The sequence below is a fragment of the Pseudomonas monachiensis genome, assembly GCF_047345015.1.
Taxonomy (GTDB): domain Bacteria; phylum Pseudomonadota; class Gammaproteobacteria; order Pseudomonadales; family Pseudomonadaceae; genus Aquipseudomonas; species Aquipseudomonas monachiensis.
The window spans coordinates 4341745-4357275 of the sequence record NZ_CP178857.1 but is presented as its reverse complement, the minus strand read 5'-3'; the positions used below and the strand labels follow the sequence as shown (position 1 = coordinate 4357275).

Annotated in this window: 8 protein-coding genes, 2 tRNA genes, 3 rRNA genes and 1 pseudogene; 10 read left to right on the top strand and 4 right to left on the bottom strand. The window is 56.4% G+C overall.

The window, feature by feature from the left end; genetic code table 11:
* Positions 1–5: 5 nt before the first annotated feature.
* Positions 6–287, bottom strand: coding sequence for a hypothetical protein (locus ACMDB8_RS19415; RefSeq protein ID WP_008054256.1), 282 nt, complete (start codon positions 285–287; stop codon positions 6–8).
* A 168-nt stretch (positions 288–455) separates the two neighbouring features.
* Positions 456–1343: a threonine/homoserine exporter RhtA gene (gene rhtA / locus ACMDB8_RS19410; RefSeq protein ID WP_056727035.1), complete on the bottom strand. Its 888-nt coding sequence runs from the start codon at positions 1341–1343 to the stop codon at positions 456–458.
* 613 nt (positions 1344–1956) lie between these two features.
* Between rhtA and ACMDB8_RS19405 the strand changes: the two genes are divergently transcribed.
* From ACMDB8_RS19405 to mrdA, 6 genes are all read left to right on the top strand, one after another.
* A 16S ribosomal RNA gene (locus tag ACMDB8_RS19405) occupies positions 1957–3493 on the top strand.
* A 122-nt stretch (positions 3494–3615) separates the two neighbouring features.
* Positions 3616–3692 (top strand) — tRNA-Ile (locus ACMDB8_RS19400).
* A gap of 10 nt (positions 3693–3702) precedes the next feature.
* Positions 3703–3778: transfer RNA gene (locus ACMDB8_RS19395), tRNA-Ala, on the top strand.
* Between the two features lie 234 nt (positions 3779–4012).
* A 23S ribosomal RNA gene (locus ACMDB8_RS19390) occupies positions 4013–6904 on the top strand.
* Between the two features lie 157 nt (positions 6905–7061).
* Positions 7062–7177 (top strand): 5S ribosomal RNA (gene rrf, locus ACMDB8_RS19385).
* Together the 16S, 23S and 5S rRNA genes with 2 tRNA genes alongside form the textbook arrangement of a ribosomal RNA operon.
* 201 nt (positions 7178–7378) lie before the next feature.
* Positions 7379–9271 (top strand): penicillin-binding protein 2, encoded by a 1893-nt coding sequence (mrdA, locus tag ACMDB8_RS19380; protein WP_409079209.1) that lies wholly within the window; start codon positions 7379–7381, stop codon positions 9269–9271.
* 13 nt (positions 9272–9284) lie between these two features.
* Here the strand turns inward: mrdA and ACMDB8_RS19375 are convergent, their stop codons facing one another.
* Entirely contained in the window at positions 9285–10244 is a 960-nt protein-coding gene (locus tag ACMDB8_RS19375; protein WP_056725183.1) for a LysR family transcriptional regulator, read from the bottom strand.
* Between the two features lie 155 nt (positions 10245–10399).
* Between ACMDB8_RS19375 and ACMDB8_RS19370 the strand changes: the two genes are divergently transcribed.
* Genes ACMDB8_RS19370 through ACMDB8_RS19360 form a run of 3 tightly spaced genes read left to right on the top strand, consistent with a single transcriptional unit; the run spans position 10400 to position 13391 of the window.
* On the top strand, positions 10400–11701 hold the full coding sequence (locus ACMDB8_RS19370) for an MFS transporter (protein ID WP_223542539.1): 1302 nt from the start codon (positions 10400–10402) through the stop codon (positions 11699–11701).
* On the top strand, positions 11698–12453 hold the full coding sequence (locus ACMDB8_RS19365; RefSeq protein ID WP_056725186.1) for a class II aldolase/adducin family protein: 756 nt from the start codon (positions 11698–11700) through the stop codon (positions 12451–12453). Before ACMDB8_RS19370 ends, ACMDB8_RS19365 begins: the two co-directional genes overlap by 4 nt.
* Positions 12450–13391: a 2-hydroxyacid dehydrogenase gene (locus tag ACMDB8_RS19360; protein ID WP_177336474.1), complete on the top strand. Its 942-nt coding sequence runs from the start codon at positions 12450–12452 to the stop codon at positions 13389–13391. Before ACMDB8_RS19365 ends, ACMDB8_RS19360 begins: the two co-directional genes overlap by 4 nt.
* A 561-nt stretch (positions 13392–13952) precedes the next feature.
* On the opposite strand, the pseudogene ACMDB8_RS19355 reads toward ACMDB8_RS19360, so the two are convergent.
* Positions 13953–14299: pseudogene (locus ACMDB8_RS19355) on the bottom strand (aldo/keto reductase); the annotation flags it as partial.
* A 37-nt stretch (positions 14300–14336) separates the two neighbouring features.
* On the opposite strand from ACMDB8_RS19355, the gene ACMDB8_RS19350 reads away from it, so the two are divergent.
* Positions 14337–15524 carry an ISL3 family transposase gene (locus ACMDB8_RS19350; protein WP_082587105.1) on the top strand — a complete coding sequence of 396 codons (1188 nt, stop codon included), beginning with the start codon at positions 14337–14339 and terminating at the stop codon, positions 15522–15524.
* Positions 15525–15531 lie beyond the last annotated feature (7 nt).

Here is a 15531-nt window from a genome sequence, read left to right as displayed (position 1 = left end):
CCTGTCTATTTGCAGATGACAATCATGCTGCGGCTGGTATAACCCGCAGGATTGAGGCCAAACGGATAATCGCCGGGCTCTTCCACGGCATCTCCCGATTTGGCGATGACCTTGTATCCCTTGGGGGCGCAGGAGTTGGCTGCGCTGGCGTAGCACTTGTCCCAGGATGAAGACAGTCCGGAACAGTTGATGTGTAGCCCTTTCTTACCGTGCTTGATCTGAGTTTCCGAGGTCGCTGCGCAGCCCGCAATTGCAAGTACGGCGACCAGTATCAAAAATCGTTTCATTACTGTCCTTATAGCGTCCCCGGATCTTGTGCCCGGGTCTGGCTGCATTCGCTTTCGCTTGACGCGTACCGATATCCCTATCTGAAATGGTCCATGGCATGACTCTGGGGTGCGGGCTAAACATGGCCTAATTGAGCGGCAAATACCAGAGCCGTGTCATATCTGCTTTCAATCTGCCGCTACTGCTGGCCTGGTGGCAGAGCTCATGGTCATGGTTGCACCGACAGATGCCAGAATGATGCACATGATTGCCATCCATTGTGACAACGAGAGGTATTCATGAAGGAACAGCAAGCCAGATAGCGCGCCGAAGGCAGGCTCGATACTCATCAGTGTGCCGAAGGTTCTGGCCGGCATACGGGTCAGGGCGACCATCTCCAGGGTGTAGGGGAGAGCGGTGGACAAGATGGCGACGCCGAGGGCCACAGGGATCAAAGATGGAGTCAGCAGAGCGGAACCGGCATGGACAATACCGATGGGGGCTACGAAGAGCGCAGCGATCATTACGCCCAGCGCGGCGGTTTGCACGCCATTGTCGGCCCCGGCTTTTTGCCCGAACAAAATGTACAGTGCCCAGCAGACTCCGGCACCCAAGGCATAACCCGCACCTACCAGATCGATGCCGGCGGTCGCTTCTCCCGTCGGTATCAGTAACAGTAAGCCGACGGCAGCCAGGGCGATCCATAAGAAGTCGATCGCGCGACGCGAGGCGTAGATCGCCACCGCCAGTGGGCCGGTGAATTCAAGTGCAACCGCGATGCCCAGCGGGACGGTTTGCAGCGACATATAGAAGAGGAAGTTCATGCCGCCCAGCGCCATCCCGTAGACGATGACGGTGCGCAGGGACCTGGCGGTGAGTTTGGCCCGCCATGGACGCAGTATCAGCATCATGATCACACTGGCAAAAATCAGTCGTAATGTTGTCGTCCCCTGAGGGCCGACAACCGAGAACATGCTTTTGGCCAGGGAAGCTCCGGACTGGATCGACGCCATGGCTATGAGCAGCAGCCCAACCGAGAACAGGGTAGAGGCTAGGCTGCGAGGCTGGTCATTCATTGCGTGGCATCGTCCGAAATATAGGTGTCAAGGGTATTTCTATTTGTGTTGGGCAATATACTGCGCATTCCCTGCAGGCGCGTCTATATATAAGCAGTGTTTTTGCACATATCGGTAGAAACTCGAATCAGTGCTTGACGGCAGATTCTGGAAGCCTATAATTCGCCCCACTTCCGGCGCAGTCGAAACGGAAAACTCCTTGGAAAACAATGAGTTACGCAGTTTTCGACAGCAGGTCGCTTCAGTTCATCGAAGCCGAAAGGGAGTTGAAAAAGAGGTGTTGACAGCAGCGTGTAACGCTGTAGAATTCGCCTCCCGCTGACGAGAGATCTGAAGCGCAAGTGGTTGAAGTTGAAAAGGAAACTTGGAAAACTTCTGAAAATAACCACTTGACAGCAAATGAGGCTGCTGTAGAATGCGCGCCTCGGTTGAGACGAAAGATCTTAACCAACCGCTCTTTAACAACTGAATCAAGCAATTCGTGTGGGTGCTTGTGGAGTCAGACTGCTAGTCAACAGATTATCAGCATCACAAGTTACTCCGCGAGAAATCAAAGATGTAACCAACGATTGCTGAGCCAAGTTTAGGGTTTTCTCAAAACCCAAAGATGTTTGAACTGAAGAGTTTGATCATGGCTCAGATTGAACGCTGGCGGCAGGCCTAACACATGCAAGTCGAGCGGATGACAGGAGCTTGCTCCTGAATTCAGCGGCGGACGGGTGAGTAATGCCTAGGAATCTGCCTGGTAGTGGGGGACAACGTTTCGAAAGGAACGCTAATACCGCATACGTCCTACGGGAGAAAGCAGGGGACCTTCGGGCCTTGCGCTATCAGATGAGCCTAGGTCGGATTAGCTAGTTGGTGAGGTAATGGCTCACCAAGGCGACGATCCGTAACTGGTCTGAGAGGATGATCAGTCACACTGGAACTGAGACACGGTCCAGACTCCTACGGGAGGCAGCAGTGGGGAATATTGGACAATGGGCGAAAGCCTGATCCAGCCATGCCGCGTGTGTGAAGAAGGTCTTCGGATTGTAAAGCACTTTAAGTTGGGAGGAAGGGCATTAACCTAATACGTTAGTGTTTTGACGTTACCGACAGAATAAGCACCGGCTAACTCTGTGCCAGCAGCCGCGGTAATACAGAGGGTGCAAGCGTTAATCGGAATTACTGGGCGTAAAGCGCGCGTAGGTGGTTTGTTAAGTTGGATGTGAAAGCCCCGGGCTCAACCTGGGAACTGCATTCAAAACTGACAAGCTAGAGTATGGTAGAGGGTGGTGGAATTTCCTGTGTAGCGGTGAAATGCGTAGATATAGGAAGGAACACCAGTGGCGAAGGCGACCACCTGGACTGATACTGACACTGAGGTGCGAAAGCGTGGGGAGCAAACAGGATTAGATACCCTGGTAGTCCACGCCGTAAACGATGTCAACTAGCCGTTGGGAGCCTTGAGCTCTTAGTGGCGCAGCTAACGCATTAAGTTGACCGCCTGGGGAGTACGGCCGCAAGGTTAAAACTCAAATGAATTGACGGGGGCCCGCACAAGCGGTGGAGCATGTGGTTTAATTCGAAGCAACGCGAAGAACCTTACCAGGCCTTGACATCCAATGAACTTTCCAGAGATGGATTGGTGCCTTCGGGAGCATTGAGACAGGTGCTGCATGGCTGTCGTCAGCTCGTGTCGTGAGATGTTGGGTTAAGTCCCGTAACGAGCGCAACCCTTGTCCTTAGTTACCAGCACGTCATGGTGGGCACTCTAAGGAGACTGCCGGTGACAAACCGGAGGAAGGTGGGGATGACGTCAAGTCATCATGGCCCTTACGGCCTGGGCTACACACGTGCTACAATGGTCGGTACAGAGGGTTGCCAAGCCGCGAGGTGGAGCTAATCCCACAAAACCGATCGTAGTCCGGATCGCAGTCTGCAACTCGACTGCGTGAAGTCGGAATCGCTAGTAATCGCGAATCAGAATGTCGCGGTGAATACGTTCCCGGGCCTTGTACACACCGCCCGTCACACCATGGGAGTGGGTTGCACCAGAAGTAGCTAGTCTAACCTTCGGGAGGACGGTTACCACGGTGTGATTCATGACTGGGGTGAAGTCGTAACAAGGTAGCCGTAGGGGAACCTGCGGCTGGATCACCTCCTTAATCGACGACTCAGCTGCTCCATAAGTTCCCACACGAATTGCTTGATTCATTGAAGAAGACGATAGAAGCAGCTTTAAGCTCCAAGCTGATAGCTCCAAGCTAACAGTTACGCGCTCGAAATTGGGTCTGTAGCTCAGTTGGTTAGAGCGCACCCCTGATAAGGGTGAGGTCGGCAGTTCGAATCTGCCCAGACCCACCAATTTTGTTATGGGGCCATAGCTCAGCTGGGAGAGCGCCTGCCTTGCACGCAGGAGGTCAACGGTTCGATCCCGTTTGGCTCCACCATATAACTGCTTCTGAAAGTTTAGAAATGAGTATTCCGATGTGAATATTGATTTCTAGTCTTTTGATTAGATCGTTCTTTAAAAATTTGGGTATGTGATAGAAAGATAGACTGAACGTTACTTTCACTGGTAACGGATCAGGCTAAGGTAAAATTTGTGAGTTGCTCTTAGGAGCTCAATCGAATTTTCGGCGAATGTCGTCTTCATAGTATAACCAGATTGCTTGGGGTTATATGGTCAAGTGAAGAAGCGCATACGGTGGATGCCTTGGCAGTCAGAGGCGATGAAAGACGTGGTAGCCTGCGAAAAGCTTCGGGGAGTCGGCAAACAGACTTTGATCCGGAGATGTCTGAATGGGGGAACCCAGCCATCATAAGATGGTTATCTTGTACTGAATACATAGGTGCAAGAGGCGAACCAGGGGAACTGAAACATCTAAGTACCCTGAGGAAAAGAAATCAACCGAGATTCCCTTAGTAGTGGCGAGCGAACGGGGACTAGCCCTTAAGTGGCTTTGAGATTAGCGGAACGCTCTGGAAAGTGCGGCCATAGTGGGTGATAGCCCTGTACGCGAAAATCTCTTGGTCATGAAATCGAGTAGGACGGAGCACGAGAAACTTTGTCTGAATATGGGGGGACCATCCTCCAAGGCTAAATACTACTGACTGACCGATAGTGAACTAGTACCGTGAGGGAAAGGCGAAAAGAACCCCGGAGAGGGGAGTGAAATAGATCCTGAAACCGTATGCGTACAAGCAGTGGGAGCCCACTTTGTTGGGTGACTGCGTACCTTTTGTATAATGGGTCAGCGACTTATTTTCAGTGGCGAGCTTAACCGAATAGGGGAGGCGTAGCGAAAGCGAGTCTTAATAGGGCGTCTAGTCGCTGGGAATAGACCCGAAACCGGGCGATCTATCCATGGGCAGGTTGAAGGTTAGGTAACACTGACTGGAGGACCGAACCGACTACCGTTGAAAAGTTAGCGGATGACCTGTGGATCGGAGTGAAAGGCTAATCAAGCTCGGAGATAGCTGGTTCTCCTCGAAAGCTATTTAGGTAGCGCCTCATGTATCACTGTAGGGGGTAGAGCACTGTTTCGGCTAGGGGGTCATCCCGACTTACCAAACCGATGCAAACTCCGAATACCTACAAGTGCCGAGCATGGGAGACACACGGCGGGTGCTAACGTCCGTCGTGAAAAGGGAAACAACCCAGACCGTCAGCTAAGGTCCCAAAGTTATGGTTAAGTGGGAAACGATGTGGGAAGGCTTAGACAGCTAGGAGGTTGGCTTAGAAGCAGCCACCCTTTAAAGAAAGCGTAATAGCTCACTAGTCGAGTCGGCCTGCGCGGAAGATGTAACGGGGCTCAAACCATACACCGAAGCTACGGGTATCACTTAGGTGATGCGGTAGAGGAGCGTTCTGTAAGCCTGTGAAGGTGAGTTGAGAAGCTTGCTGGAGGTATCAGAAGTGCGAATGCTGACATGAGTAACGACAATGGGTGTGAAAAACACCCACGCCGAAAGACCAAGGTTTCCTGCGCAACGTTAATCGACGCAGGGTTAGTCGGTCCCTAAGGCGAGGCTGAAAAGCGTAGTCGATGGAAAACAGGTTAATATTCCTGTACTTCTGGTTATTGCGATGGAGGGACGGAGAAGGCTAGGCCAGCTTGGCGTTGGTTGTCCAAGTTTAAGGTGGTAGGCTGGAATCTTAGGTAAATCCGGGATTCCAAGGCCGAGAGCTGATGACGAGTGTTCTTTTAGAACACGAAGTGGTTGATGCCATGCTTCCAAGAAAAGCTTCTAAGCTTCAGGTAACCAGGAACCGTACCCCAAACCGACACAGGTGGTTGGGTAGAGAATACCAAGGCGCTTGAGAGAACTCGGGTGAAGGAACTAGGCAAAATGGCACCGTAACTTCGGGAGAAGGTGCGCCGGTGAGGGTGAAGGACTTGCTCCGTAAGCCCACGCCGGTCGAAGATACCAGGCCGCTGCGACTGTTTATTAAAAACACAGCACTCTGCAAACACGAAAGTGGACGTATAGGGTGTGACGCCTGCCCGGTGCCGGAAGGTTAATTGATGGGGTTAGCTAACGCGAAGCTCTTGATCGAAGCCCCGGTAAACGGCGGCCGTAACTATAACGGTCCTAAGGTAGCGAAATTCCTTGTCGGGTAAGTTCCGACCTGCACGAATGGCGTAACGATGGCGGCGCTGTCTCCACCCGAGACTCAGTGAAATTGAAATCGCTGTGAAGATGCAGTGTATCCGCGGCTAGACGGAAAGACCCCGTGAACCTTTACTATAGCTTTGCACTGGACTTTGAATTTGCTTGTGTAGGATAGGTGGGAGGCTTTGAAGCGTGGACGCCAGTTCGCGTGGAGCCAACCTTGAAATACCACCCTGGCAACTTTGAGGTTCTAACTCAGGTCCGTTATCCGGATCGAGGACAGTGTATGGTGGGTAGTTTGACTGGGGCGGTCTCCTCCTAAAGAGTAACGGAGGAGTACGAAGGTGCGCTCAGACCGGTCGGAAATCGGTCGTAGAGTATAAAGGCAAAAGCGCGCTTGACTGCGAGACAGACACGTCGAGCAGGTACGAAAGTAGGTCTTAGTGATCCGGTGGTTCTGTATGGAAGGGCCATCGCTCAACGGATAAAAGGTACTCCGGGGATAACAGGCTGATACCGCCCAAGAGTTCATATCGACGGCGGTGTTTGGCACCTCGATGTCGGCTCATCACATCCTGGGGCTGAAGCCGGTCCCAAGGGTATGGCTGTTCGCCATTTAAAGTGGTACGCGAGCTGGGTTTAGAACGTCGTGAGACAGTTCGGTCCCTATCTGCCGTGGACGTTTGAGATTTGAGAGGGGCTGCTCCTAGTACGAGAGGACCGGAGTGGACGAACCTCTGGTGTTCCGGTTGTCACGCCAGTGGCATTGCCGGGTAGCTATGTTCGGAAAAGATAACCGCTGAAAGCATCTAAGCGGGAAACTTGCCTCAAGATGAGATCTCACTGGGACCTTGAGTCCCCTGAAGGGCCGTCGAAGACTACGACGTTGATAGGTTGGGTGTGTAAGCGCTGTGAGGCGTTGAGCTAACCAATACTAATTGCCCGTGAGGCTTGACCATATAACACCCAAGCAATTTGACTACTCGAAAGAGCATCAGATTGCGGTGTGTGAAGACGAAACGAACCGAAAGTTCGAGATACTCACAAAGCACCAAACTATCGCATACCCAATTTGCTGAAGCGAGGCCATCCGGCCACGACTCAGTACCCGAATTTCTTGACGACCATAGAGCGTTGGAACCACCTGATCCCATCCCGAACTCAGCAGTGAAACGATGCATCGCCGATGGTAGTGTGGGGTTTCCCCATGTGAGAGTAGGTCATCGTCAAGATTAAATTCCGAAACCCCAATTGCGAAAGCAGTTGGGGTTTTGTTTTTGTGCTCGAAAAAGGGCCGAGCCAGCCGAGGTCAATTGTGAAAAAAATCACACAAACCAGGTTCCACGCTTTTGGTATGGTGCAGCTCATTTTTAAGGGACTGAGTTTGCGCCCCGCCCACGGATCGGCATTTTTTTCAAAGAGTTGCTGCACAAGTGCCTGAACCGATACCCATCAAGGACCACGAGAAAGAGACACGGCTGGTCAACAAGAGACTCATGGCCTGCGCCTTGTTCGTTGCCGCCATTACCTGTGCTCTGGTGGTACGCCTGTATGTCCTGCAAGTAGTCGAGTTCGACTATCACTCGACCATCTCCGAAAACAATCGCGTACATGTCCTGCCGATTACACCGCCTCGCGGGTTGATCTACGATCGCAACGGCGTACTCCTCGCGGATAACCGTCCCAGCTACAACCTGACCATCACCCGCGAACGTGCTATCGATGTAAACGAAGAGCTGGACGAGGTGGTCAATCTGCTGCACTTGCCCGCTGAAGATCGCTCACAGTTCGACAAGGCGATGAAGCAGGCACGTCACCCCTTCGTACCCGTGACCTTGTTCTATGAGCTGAGCGAAGAACAGATTGCCGTACTCGCAGTGAACGAGTTCCGCCTGCCGGGCCTCGATGTCGAGCCGCAGTTCGTTCGGCACTATCCATTGGGCGAGCACTTCGCTCATTCGGTCGGCTACGTCGGACGTATCAACGAGAAAGAGTCAAAGGCGCTGGATACGGTCGAGTACCGAGGCACCCAATCCATCGGCAAGACCGGGATCGAAAAATTCTACGAGTCACAGTTGCACGGCCATGTCGGTTACGAGGAAGTCGAAACCAATGCCCAGGGCCGCGTGCTGCGAGTGCTCAAGCACACTGACCCGGTGCCCGGCGAAGACATTGTCCTGAGCCTTGACGTCAAGCTTCAGGAAGCCGCCGAGCACGCCTTGGGGGATCGCCGTGGTTCGGTGGTCGCGCTGGATCCGTCGACCGGTGAAGTGCTGGCCATGGTCAGCAACCCGAGTTTCGATCCAAACCTGTTCGTCACCGGTATCAGCTCCAAAGAGTACTCCACGTTACGGGACTCCATCGACCGACCGCTGTTCAACCGTGTGTTACGCGGTCTCTATGCGCCGGGTTCGACCATCAAGCCGGAAGTGGCAATCGCCGGCCTTGATGCCGGTGTCGTCACGCCACAGACTCGTGTGTTCGACCCCGGTTATTACCAACTGCCGGATTTTGATCACAAGTACCGCAACTGGAACCACAGCGGCGACGGCTGGGTGGATATGGATGCGGCGATCATGCGCTCCAACGACACCTACTTCTATGACCTGGCACACAAGCTGGGTATCGATCGCCTGCACGACTACATGGCCATGTTCGGGCTGGGTGAGAAAGTCTCCCTGGACATGAATGAAGAATCCCCCGGCCTGATGCCATCCCAAGCCTGGAAGCGCGCCACCCGTCGTCAGGCCTGGTTCCCGGGAGAGACGGTGATTCTCGGTATCGGCCAGGGCTACATGCAGGTCACGCCGCTGCAGTTGGCCCAGGCTACGGCGCTGATTGCCAACAAAGGCGTATGGAATCGCCCGCACCTGGCCAAAACCGTGGACGGTGTCGCGCCGGTGGATGAGCATCCGATGCCGAACATTCTGCTCAAGGATCCTCGCGATTGGGAGCAGGTAAACCACGGCATGCAGATGGTGATGCATGACGCCCGCGGGATTGCCCGGGCGGCAGCGGCGGGCGCGCAGTACCGTATTGCCGGCAAGAGCGGTACCGCACAAATGGTAGCGATCAAGCAGGGCGAACGTTACAACCGGGAGAAAACCCGCGAGCGTAACCGCGACAATGCCTTGTTCGTCGGTTTCGCTCCGGCCGAGCACCCGAAGATCGTGATTTCGGTGATGATCGAAAACGGCGAAGCCGGCGGTCGCGTCGCCGGACCGGTCGTGCGAGAGATCATGGACGCCTGGCTACTCGATCAGGATGGCCACCTCAAGCCGCAGTATGCCGCGCCGAGCAAGGCATCGGGCGATCCTCACGTCTGAACCCCTTATGGCTTCACAGCACAGGCTCACGGATGCTGAGCATGTGCTGGAAGCTTTCGAGGAACACCGTTTCGGCCTGGCTCATCTTCTGTTCGCGATTCCACAACAGCTGGATATCGAAATCCACCACCCCTTCTTCCGGCGGCAAGCGCCAGAGCAGACCTTGCTCGACGTCCCGGCGCACCAGATGGGTGGGCAAGGCGCCGATGCCGTAACCTGCGCAGATCAGGCGGTAAATTTCTTCGAAACTGGTGGAAGAGGCGACGATCTTGCCGGTGAAGCCTTGCTGGTCGCGGAATAGCGTCAGGGGCGAAAGATTGCCGCCCAATTGATCGCTGGTGAAGCTGACAAAGTTTTCCGCGGCCAGTTGTTCCAGGGCCAGGTTCTCTTGTCCGAACAACCGATGACGCTGGCCACAAAAGTAAGCATAGGTCTCTCGAAACAGTACCCGTTGCTCCAGCCGCGGCTGCGGCAGGCGGCACAGGCCGACGCCGATGGTTGCGGTCTTTTGCAGCAGCGAACTGATGATGTTCGAACTGCCCATCACCTCGACTTCCAACTCGATTTTCGGATGGGTTTCATGGAAATCCGCAAGGAAGTCATCGTAATGCCGCGCCTGCACGCCGCTGACGGTGAGGATGCGGATCTTGCCCACCACGTCATCGTGGCGACTCTCCACCACTGTCCCCAGGCGTGAAATATCCCCGTAAATATCCGCCGCAATGCGCAGGACTTCTTCCCCGGTTTCCGTCAGGTCAAAGCGTCGTCCGCTACGGGCAATCAACACGCATTCCAGTTGTTCTTCCAGTCGTTTCAGCGCCTGGCTGACCGCCGACTGGGTGATGTGCAGTCGCGCGGCGGCGCGGCTCATGCTGCCTTCCTGGCCGATGACCAGATAGGTGCGCAGCAGGTTCCAGTCGAGGCGGTCATTGAGAAAGCGCCGGCCGACCCACGGGTTGGAAGTGGAGGGCATAAAACCTCATGTAGTAGCAGTGCTAATAGTAAAGATAAGAATTTGAAAATTGACTAATCCTGGCATGGAAGCGATAAAGCCCACAAGCGCCACAGAGCGCAACCGTCATCAGCCTTAACACCTGCCCAAAAACTATAAGTACACAGGGTCCTTGCATGCACACTACTCCCCAACCGCGCCGAGCCGCGGCCGCTGCCTTCATTGGCACGACCATCGAGTTCTACGACTTCTACATCTACGCCACCGCGGCGGCGCTGGTCCTCGGGCAAGTGTTCTTCCCCAGCAGCGACCCGGTCATGAGTACCCTCGCTGCATTCGGCAGTTTTGCTGTCGGCTTCATTGCCCGGCCCATGGCCGGGATGGTGTTTGGTCATCTGGGTGATCGTCTCGGGCGCAAGAAAATGCTGTTGGTGACCATGGCCCTGATGGGCATCGCCACCGCGGGTATTGGCCTGTTGCCGAGCTATGCCAGCGCCGGCATCTGGGCGCCCGTCGGCCTGATCGTGCTACGTGTCATTCAGGGCATTTCGGTCGGTGGCGAGTGGGGTGGGGCGGTGTTGATGGCCAGCGAACACGCTCCGGCCAAGCGCAAGACGTTCTACGCGTCGTTCGCCCAGCTCGGCAGTCCCGCCGGATTGTTGCTGGCGCTGATCGCTTTCCGTCTGGTGACGTCCCTTGAGCCTGAGGAGTTCCTCGCCTGGGGTTGGCGCCTGCCGTTCCTCGCCAGCGGCGTGTTGATGATGGTCGGCCTATTGATCCGCTCCGGCGTTCACGAGTCGCCGGAATTCGCCAGGGCCAGGGACAACAACGAGACCGCCAAATACCCGGTGATGGACGTGATCCGCACCTGCTGGCGGCAGATCCTGTTCGCCGCCGCGGCCGTGACCATTGGCTCGGCCGGGTTCTTCTTCACCAACACCTTCATGATTACCTACGTCACCCAATACCAGGGCATCGCCCGTTCGACGATTCTCGATTGCCTGTTTCTGGTAACCGTCATCCAGTTGCTCTCGCAACCGCTCTCGGCGTTGATCGCCGAGCGTATTGGCGAAGATCGTTTTCTCAAATGGGTCGCGCTGCTGTGCATGGTTACGCCATACCCGATGTTCCTGCTGGTAGGCACGCAGAACATTGTGTTCATGACTGCCGGCATTGCCCTCGCGGTGGTGATTCTCTCGGCGCTGTACGCGGTGATCGCCGGCTACATGACCCAGGCCTTCCCGGTGCACCTGCGCTACTCGGGCATTTCCATCGCCTACCAATTGGCTTGCGCCGTGGCCGGTGGCACCACGCCGCTGATCGGCACCCTGCTGGCCAGCAAGTTTTCCGGACAATGGTTGCCGCTGGCGGTGTTCTTCACCTTGCTCTCGGCCCTGTCCCTGATCGGTGTTTGCGGTCTGGCCCGCCTGCGCGCCAACCCGGTCGTCACCCACGCTGCCAAAGAGGTGTATTCGTGAGTAAACCTGCACACATCGACCCGGTTGAATGGCAAGCCCGTTGCGAACTGGCTGCGCTGTATCGACTGGTCGCGCACTTTCGCATGACCGACTTGATCGACACCCACATCACCCTGCGGATACCTGGGCCGGAGCACCACTTCCTGATCAACCGTTACGGGGTGATCTTCGACCGCATGCGCGCCTCTGATCTGGTGCGCATCGATCAGGACGGACGGGTGGTCGACCCGGAGTACGCCGGCCATCGGGTCAACGCCGCCGGCTTCGTCATTCACTCGGCGATCCACATGGCGCGCCCGGACCTGAACTGTGTGATCCACACCCACACGGCAGCGGGCATGGCGGTCGCGGCGCAGAAACAGGGCTTGCTGCCGATCAGTCAGCATGCGCTGAAGTTCTACGGCAAGCTGGCCTATCACACCTACGAGGGCATCGCGCTGTCGCTGGATGAGCGCGAGCGCTTGATCGCCGACCTCGGTCCGCACCGGGCAATGATCCTGCGCAACCACGGTTTGTTGGTGGGTGGTTCGGGCGTGGCCCAGGCCTTCCAGGAAATCCACTTCCTGGAGCGGGCCTGTCAGGCCCAGGTGCAGGCGCTGGCCGGTGGTTCCGCCTTGCATTACCCGTCGCCGCAAGTGTGCGCGCACACCGCCGAACAGTTTGACCGTGATGAGCAGGACAACATCATCGACCTGGCCTGGGAGGCCGCCCTGACGTTGATCGAATCCCAGCGCGAGTCTTATTTGTCATGAACGCCGTCATCAATACCGTGGTTCTGCTGTCCCGCGACACCTTGCTGCTCAAGCAATTGCAGACAGCGTTTGCCCGCAGTGCGCCGCAGCTCACCGCCGTGCTGGCCGATGATCCACGGGCCGCGGATGCGCAGATGGCGGCGTGCTGGTTTCCCTTGCCGGGCAGTCTCGGCGCATTGCCGAACCTGCAGGTGATCCACTCGGTGGCTGCCGGTATCGATCACCTCGATCACGATCCGTCATGCCCGGACCTGCCGATTTGCCGCGTGGTTGATCCGGGCCATCGCCAAGGCATGACCGAGTACGTGCGCTGGGCGGTGATCCACTATCACCGCGGTTTCGACCAGGTGTTGGCGCAACAGCGGGAGCAACGCTGGGAGCGGCCGCTGCAACGGGCGGCGGGGCAGTTCAAGGTCGGTGTGATGGGGCTCGGATCGCTGGGCAGCGCGATTGCTCTGGACCTGGTCGCAGCCGGTTACGACGTGCGCGGCTGGGCACGACGCAGCAAGGATTTGCCGGGTGTGCGCACGTTCGCCGGGGCTGATGCGTTGCATCCGTTTCTCGATGGCGTCGAGTTGCTGATCAACCTGCTCCCGCTGACCAGCGAAACCCGCGGCATCCTTGGGCGAGCCACTTTCGAACAACTCGCCAACGGCGCGGCACTGGTCAACAGTGGGCGCGGCGGTCATTTGAACATCGACGATCTCGAACAGGCACTGGCGAGCGGGCAATTGCGTGGCGCCTTGCTGGATGTCTTCGAACAGGAACCGCTGCCGATCGATCACCGGCTCTGGACAATGCCCGGTGTCACCATCACCCCGCACATGGCCTCGGCGGCATCCCATGACTGTATTGCCGAGCAAGTAGCGGAGAACTTTCGTCGATTGAAGTCCGGCAAACCGTTACTGAACTGTGCCGACCGATTGTTGGGTTACTGAACCCAGCGTTATCCAACCAATAAAAATGGTTCTTCACGCAATTCCGGGGAACACCGATACCTGTAGGAGACGGCTTGCTGGCGATGGCGGCCTCCTGGTTGGAGTATTTTATTGGTGGTGTACATATCCATTTCTGCGGTAACGGCCTCCTATGGTTCCGCTTTTACAGCGGGTTACTTGGAAAAGCGCCAAGTAACCAAACGCTTTTGCCCCTTACGTTCGGTGCCTCGCCTAGGCTCGGCATCCCCTTGCTCCGGTCCTGCTCCGTGGGCCCGCCGCGATCGGCCATCCATGGCCGTACGCGGCTAACCCGGCATCCATGCCGGGTTGCCCACTGCGCAGAACCTGCGCTCGGCCTCTCGAGGGGGCGTGCACCGCAACAGCACCGCGAGGCGAGCTAACGCTCGACCTCGTTGTATGGTGGTGTACGCGTTCCCCTGTAGGAGCTGCCGAAGGCTGCGATCTTTTGATCTTGCTTTTGCGATCGGGAAATGGTCTGCCGGCCAAGGCCTGACGCGGTGTTGCCCGGCCCGCCCGGTTCATCGAACGGGCCGGCAACCCTTAGCGGTCGAGCAGTTTCATGACTTCTTCCGGAAACGCAGGCCTGCGGTGGCATTGGCCGCAAAGATCGCTTCCAGCGCGTGCAGTTCTTCGCCACTCAGCGTCACCTCCAGTGCGGCCACGTTTTCTTCCAGGTATTTACGTTGCTTGGTGCCCGGAATCGGAATCAGGCAGTCACCCTGGGCCAACACCCACACCAGCGCCAGTTGGCCCGCCGTCACGCCTTTTTCTGCCGCCAGCGCTTGTACCTGTTGCACCAGCAGCAGGTTTTTCGCGAAGTTTTCGCCCTGGAAGCGCGGGCTGAAACGACGATAATCGTCGGCCGCGAAATCATCCGGGCTTTTTATTGGTTCTTTGTCCCGTCCTGAATAAGGTTTACACCTTCTGATCTATTTTCAGGAGGGCTTTTCTGTTGTCACCATCAAGCCTGATGGCGATACCCTACAAATCGATCTAACCCCTCACGCCACCCGGTTCCCATCCTGTGGCGGGTGCCAAAAGCCCTGTTCAACCACTCATGAGTATTGCGAGCGAACCGTTCGTGATTTGCCCATCCTCGGCCATGCGGTGCGTCTCAGCGTGTTGCTCAGACGTGTTGGCTGCCGTGATTGCGGCAAACGCATGGAAGCCGTCAGTTGGCTGGATCGCTATGCCCGCATGACGCGCCGCCTGTCTGAGGCCGTCATTCAAGCCTGCGAGCGGCTGCCCACGCTGCACGTGGCTCAGATGTTTGGGCTGCATTGGGACACCGTGCGGCTGCTGGAGCGTCGAGCCTTGCAAGCGGCGTTGAGTATTTTGCCGAAGGCGCAGCCCCGGCGCCTGGTGATGGACGAATTCGCGCTGTTCAAAGGTCATCGTTACGCCAGCGTGGTGCTGGATGCGGATACCCGGCGCGTGCTGTGGATCGGCGAAGGCCGCAGCCGAGCGGCGGTCAGGCCATTCTTCGAAGAGCTGGGGCCAGAGGGCTGCGCTCGCATCGAAGCAGTGGCGATGGACATGAACACCGCATTTGACCTGGAGGTTCGCCAGCATTGTCCAAACGCGCGAGTGATCTACGACCTCTTTCATGTGGTGGCCAAATATGGCCGAGAGGTGATTGATCGAGTCCGCGTCGACGAAGCTAATCGGCTACGCCACGACAAGCCTGCGCGCAAGGTCATCAAGCAAGCGCGATGGCTACTGCTACGCAATCCGCAGAACCTGAAAACGCCGGAGCAAACGGTCCGTTTGGAGGATCTGCTAGCGGCCAACCAAGCGTTGATGACGGTCTACTTAATGAAGGCTGAACTCAAAACGCTTTGGACGCCGAGCACCGCCTGGGGCTGGCGATCAGCCTGGAAGCAATGGCTGAGCCATGCTCAAGAAAGTGGAATACCGGCTCTGATCCAGTTCGCAAAGCGACTAAAGGGTTACTGGCGGGGCATCGTCAGCCGGGTTCGCTGGCCAATGCACACGGGCCAGCTGGAAGGCATGAACAATCGAATAAAGGTCATTAAGCGGATGGCGTACGGTTACCGGGACAGCGAATTCTTTTTCATGAAGATCAAGAGCGTCTTTCCCGGTAATCCGTGAAGAACCA

Bases quoted from the DNA above. Each gene is read 5' to 3' on its own strand.
- ACMDB8_RS19375 (WP_056725183.1), bottom strand. From the start codon at position 10,244: ATGCCCTCCACTTCCAACCCGTGGGTCGGCCGGCGCTTTCTCAATGAC.
- ACMDB8_RS19415 (WP_008054256.1), bottom strand. From the start codon at position 287: ATGAAACGATTTTTGATACTGGTCGCCGTACTTGCAATTGCGGGCTGC.
- ACMDB8_RS19360 (WP_177336474.1), top strand. From the start codon at position 12,450: ATGAACGCCGTCATCAATACCGTGGTTCTGCTGTCCCGCGACACCTTG.
- ACMDB8_RS19370 (WP_223542539.1), top strand. From the start codon at position 10,400: ATGCACACTACTCCCCAACCGCGCCGAGCCGCGGCCGCTGCCTTCATT.
- rhtA (WP_056727035.1), bottom strand. From the start codon at position 1,343: ATGAATGACCAGCCTCGCAGCCTAGCCTCTACCCTGTTCTCGGTTGGG.